General features: G+C 50.6%; 4 protein-coding genes. 2 read left to right on the top strand and 2 right to left on the bottom strand.

All coding sequences use genetic code 11. From position 1 onward, the window contains the following. Positions 1-228: 228 nt before the first annotated feature. Positions 229-411 (top strand): antitoxin, encoded by a 183-nt coding sequence (locus B9T16_RS25285; protein ID WP_410246060.1) that lies wholly within the window; start codon positions 229-231, stop codon positions 409-411. A 247-nt stretch (positions 412-658) separates the two neighbouring features. On the opposite strand, the gene B9T16_RS25290 is transcribed toward B9T16_RS25285, so the two are convergent. Next, on the bottom strand, positions 659-3,616 hold the full coding sequence (locus B9T16_RS25290) for a CHAT domain-containing protein (protein ID WP_410246061.1): 2,958 nt from the start codon (positions 3,614-3,616) through the stop codon (positions 659-661). Between the two features lie 95 nt (positions 3,617-3,711). After that, positions 3,712-4,260 (bottom strand): hypothetical protein, encoded by a 549-nt coding sequence (locus tag B9T16_RS25295; protein ID WP_410246062.1) that lies wholly within the window; start codon positions 4,258-4,260, stop codon positions 3,712-3,714. 395 nt (positions 4,261-4,655) lie between these two features. Between B9T16_RS25295 and B9T16_RS25300 the strand changes: the two genes are divergently transcribed. Next, complete coding sequence (locus tag B9T16_RS25300; RefSeq protein WP_014275086.1) at positions 4,656-5,111, top strand: hypothetical protein; 456 nt, start codon at positions 4,656-4,658, stop codon at positions 5,109-5,111. Positions 5,112-5,381: the final 270 nt, after the last annotated feature.

Genomic DNA, 5,381 nt, shown 5'->3' on the forward strand with positions numbered 1-5,381 from the left:
TATCCCACATTATCGTAGGGTGCGATCGCCTTTCCGATACCCTTCTTAATCAGGGGGAATTGTTACTGATTAAGGCTTGACTTTTTCCCATATTTGACATATCATAACAGCATGGGAGAATGTGCGGGCATATATATAGCCCCTATCGTGGTCAAGAAACCGGGTTTCTCAACCTCAGCCAAGAATATCGGAGATAAACTCATGGAACCGGAATAGGATCTTTCCCAAATGAAAAGGAGACCAAATACTTTTGCCAAGCCCTTAACAAAACAAGTCACAATTTCTCTGGGAATTGATGTGATCGAATATTTTCAAAATATGGCTCAAAAAGAAGGGGTATCTTATCAGGAACTCATTAATCTTTACCTCCAAGATTGCGTCACTTCTCAACGCCAATTATCTGTCAATTAGTTCGATTATAGCGGTTCGGTGGATTGGTGAGGTACTTTTCAAAGCCCCTCTCCCTCTTTGGGAGAGGGGTTTGGGGTGAGGGCTTTACCTTATGAATATGAAWAACGCTATAGATAAACTGGGTGAGTCAGAAATCCGGTTTCTCAACATCTCTCGTAGGGAGAAAAAAAACCATTTCTAATGATTTCTCAAATCCGGTAATCCCCTCTCCCGTTTAAGGAGAGAGGTTGTGGGTGAGGGTCAATCTTTACCCCAGGCCGTAACAGCCCAACGCCCCCCAATGCACCGGATGCTCAAACGGACAACCCTTGTCGTTGGCATACTTTTTAACCGCTCTTTCCGCACCCGATACACCCATGAGGAGTGGCTCGTGATTAACGTGATTAGCCAGTCGATTCTTCTCAGCTTTCAGATGATTTTCCACCGGCTTTTTATACTGTTTCTTAAACTCCGCCGCCGTCATTTGGCGCATTTTTTGCTGTGCCGCTTGCAAAGCCCGAACCCGGTTTAACCCCCCTTGGCGCTGTTCATGATAGAGAATCGATAACAGCGCCGCCGAACAGTCGTAAATCGACCACTGACTGGCAATGAGACCCCGCGCTCCCGCACAGAGAAAACCCGTACTTAATGCCACAGGTTCATCAATGGCACTATTGGGCGAAAATAGACTCGTTTCGCAACAGGAGAGAAACACCTCGTCTAGTTTCGGGAAACGCCAACCCGGAGAAAACAGTTGGCTGACGCTGATGGTGCCGTCACTCAATTTTAATCCCGACTCCTGAGAATTGTCAAAGCGACTTTGGGCGTGGTGGGTGCTGACCAGGCGGTTAACTTGTGCCAGTAACTCTCGGTAGTTTTGGCGGGTCGCTGCGGCACCAATCAGGCGACGTTGGGGGTCAATTTTGAACAATTCCGCCACCTTTGACCCCTCGAAACCGCTAAAGGGTAGGTCGTCCGTGGCATTTTCTGCCGTGCCATAATCGCTCATGGAGACCGGACCCCGATGGTGACAGAAGCCCAGAACTTGCAGACTGGGGGCGTATCGGAGCAGGAATTTATCGCCGAGATAACCCTCACCCCCAGCCCCTCTCCCAGTGGGCGAGGAGAGATTGATGGGTAACGCCACAAAGGGGATTTGATGGAGAAACAGATGGGGAACAATCACTAATTCCTCCATGTCTTGGAGGTGTTCGGTGATCAGGCGGTTAAGTTGCAGGCGGTGGGCAATTTCCGCCAGGGTGTCCGGCATTTGTTCCCGCCACTGGGTTTTATCGCTGAGATAGGGCATCGCCCAAGTTTCTATTAACCACAGTTGTAGGGTTTTGTAGCCCTGTCCTTTGCAGGTGAAACAATGGGGTTGGGACTCTCCGGGTCGCAGGATGAAAATATGGGTGTCGTTGCGGGTGGTGTAGAAACTGACGAGGGCGGTTTTTTCCGAGAGTAGGGGTTGAAAGTCCGAGAGTTTGGGGGGTTGAACTTGCCGCAGTTTGGCGACCACTTCATCAACGCCACCAATTTGGTCGAGGATGTCTTGTTTTTGGCGTTCGATTTCGGCAATGTCAGCGGAGACGGTGGCGGCGGCGCGGAGTTGGCGGGTTTTGAGTCCGTCGGGTTTCGTTTCCCGGGAGTCGTCTTGAAATTCCTGGCGTTTTTGGGCGATTTGGTCATCGAGGCGATCGAGTTGTTGTAGCCACTCCTGCACCTGGGGGGGAATATTGCCGTCGGCGTAAAGGTCAGCAGTTGCCATCAAGTCTACCAGACGTTTCGCCCGCACCCGTTCCACAATTTCCAGGGCGGTGGGGATGTCGTCAAGGTTGATGGCAGCTTGGATGGCATTTTCATAGACATAAATCGACTCCTGGATAATCTGCTGGCGGCGACTTTCACTGAGCGCCCCACGGCGAGATTGCTCAATGGCTGCAATGGCAGTCTGATACTGGTTTAAGGCTTGTTGCCAATGCCCTTGATTAAATTCCAGGTTTGCCCAATTGCGAGCGGTTGTCAGGCAATCTAAGGGGGCGGTGTCGGGCTTCCAGACGGTGAGGGCATTTTCGTAGCATTGAATCGCCTGTTGCAGGTTAGCAGCGCGATCGCCTGTGGGGAGGTCAGAGTAGGCTAWMCCCAGGTTGTTTTGGGTCGTCGCCCATTSTAAGGGGGCGGTGTCGGGSTTCCAGACCGTGAGGGCATTTTCGTAGCATTTGATAGCCTGTTGCAGGTTRGCAGCGCGATCGCCTGTGGGGAGGTCAGAGTAGGCTAAMCCCAGGTTGTTTTGGGTCGTCGCCCATTCTAAGGGGGCGGTGTCGGGCTTCCAGACGGTGAGGGCATTTTCGTAGCAGTTGATAGCCTGTTGCAGGTTAGCAGCGCGATCGCCTGTGGGGAGGTCAGAGTAGGCWRAACCCAGGTTGTTTTGGGTCATCGCCCATTCTAAGGGGGCGGTGTCGGGCTTCCTGACCGTGAGGGCATTTTCGTAGCATTTGATGGCAATTTCCAGATTCCAGGATTTATTACCGAGGGGAAATTGTTGGATCAGATTCCCAAATTCCCCAAAAATTGCCGGAATCAGTTGGTTTTGCAGGTCAGTTTCCCGACTTTGTAAAATTTGCCAATATTGCTCTAAAGCCGGAATTAAGCCAGTATTGAGCTGATGCAAATTTTCCCTAAGAATTGGATAAATCTGTTGAGCATTGCCTTGATACGCTAAGATTTTCTCAAATAGCATCGACAGAAAGGCTATCTGTTCATTGACTTCAGAATCTACCCCCAAGTTGACAGTCTGAGTTTTAGCCTGCTCTTCCCCCGTCTCCAATACTCCCCGCAGTTGTTCCCGTCCCTGTTGGGCAATTTGCAGGGTTCCCTCCAGGGTCCGCCAAAACTGTTTTTGGGTCAGTTGGCTATCTTCTAACGGTAAATCCGCCCGCAACCGCACTTCCCCATCATCCGGGTCTCGCTGCCACCTTGCCAGTTTATATTGCCAACCCAGATGCAGCAAGGTTTCCAAAGCCGCCTCATAGTGGGGATGGTCGTCACCCAGGGTCAACAATTGGGGCAGAAATATCTTGACAAATTCCCCATTTTCTGATACTTCTACAACTACGGTTAAGCCCTCCACCTGCAAAATCAGGCGTTGCTGTTCCGACTCTGGCTGATAGTCCCAGCCGCGCCCATCTAACCAGCCACAAATTTGTTCAAATAATGGTTTCATCATATCCTCGTCTTTTGTATTGAAATTCTCAGAAACAGATGCACAGAGGACAGTCCCCAGGGGAAACTGGCTGTGCTGGCCATGGATTCAAAGGGTCATCAAACCGAATCCCCCTCACCTTGTAACTGTTGCAGTTGCGCCTCAAGTTCGGCCAACCCCTCAGCGGACAACATCTCCCGCAACGCCGCCATCATTTGGGCGGTGGTGGTCTTTCCTCCGGGGTCATTTCCCGTCGCCAACACCCCCTGCAACCTTTCCACGCCCTCATTGGTGAGTTGAATTAACCCCGACAGCAGGCGGTTAAACTGTTTTTCCGTCAGGGTGGCATCTTCCAAGGCTATCCCGGTGCTGGTTCGCACTTCTCCATCACTGGGGTCATATTCCCACCGCAATAGCTTCTCCTCCCAGGCGATGGTTAACATGGTCTGAAACGCCACGCCTTTATATACATGGTCTTTCAGGTTCAATAGCTGCGGCGCAAACAGAGCCAAATATTCCCCGTCTTCTTGCACCTGAATCACAATCATAAAATCCTCCACCTGTTCGGACTTGACTGCGGTAATGATGCGATTTCGGTCGGTGTCGCTGTGGTAGCGCCATCCGCGATTATCCAGAAAACCCGCCACCTGTGCTAAGGTTGTCGCCATATTCCCAACTCCTCGGAGATGTTTACTCTCACTCATATACTAACAGGGTCAAAAATCCTGCCTACAACTGTTCTATCGATTCCGGACCGGTTTTTTATGCACCATGGGATTGAGGGAGGGACGACGACGGAGCCAAAGCCCAACCAGGAGGGGGTTTACAGGTGGGGAAATTTTTGGGGATTGAGGCTTGACTTGTGGGGAAATTTGAGGTAATATAACACCATGGGCAACTGTGCAGCCATATATATTCCCGGCCACCAAGAAACCCGGTTGATAGTTGGTTGATAGTTGTCGCTCAGGGGGTCATCAACCAGGTTTGTCGCCACTGGAAAAGTTTTCAGCCCACCAGGCGCAGATTATCTGATTTTAACCACGGTCACTCTCTCCTCAACTCTATGGAAAACCCGTCTATTTCCTCTTGGTCTTCAGGTTTACTGGCTGGTCTCACAGCTTGTACATTAGGATTGGCAACAGTTCCGGTACGAGCGCAACAGCCCATGTATCGACCGATTCCCATGGTTTCTGGTGAAGTGGTAGAGGACATCCTCTCACCACAAGATATTCCCATCGGAGATGGAGGCTTTTTGCGGGACTATCGCATCCGCCTGGAAACCGATGATACAGTGATGGTTGATCTGATGTCCGATGATTTTGATACCGTTGTGGTGTTGTTATCGTCTGATGGTATAGCGATCGCCGAAAATGACGATCGCCCGGACGGGACAACCAACTCTCTCCTGTTTGCTCGCATTGTGGAGGGAGGGGATTACATTGTGAGAGTTCGTGCTTTTGGAGAAGTAAGAGGCGGAAATTTTCGGCTGAAGGTGACGCGCTTAGTTCCGGCTGAATGAGGCGGAAACTCCCGGCTTCTCAGTGATTGATGATTATCTATTCCCAGCCCGCCGCCCTCCTGCGATAGAATCGGGGAAGTATCGATATCAATCAATTGAACTGGACAGTTATCAGAAAAATGGGTCTAAAACCCTGTCCTTCTAGGACGGCTTTTCTTGATTCTCAATATCAGCCTTGAGCACATCAAGGAATGCTCCACCGACTACAGCATTTGGTAAGATTAGGGGTCGAGATAGACCTCACGGTCTACCMCTCCCATTCAAAACCGT

It is taken from the genome of Arthrospira sp. PCC 8006 (genome assembly GCF_046480465.1).
In the GTDB taxonomy this organism is placed as follows: domain Bacteria; phylum Cyanobacteriota; class Cyanobacteriia; order Cyanobacteriales; family Microcoleaceae; genus Limnospira; species Limnospira platensis.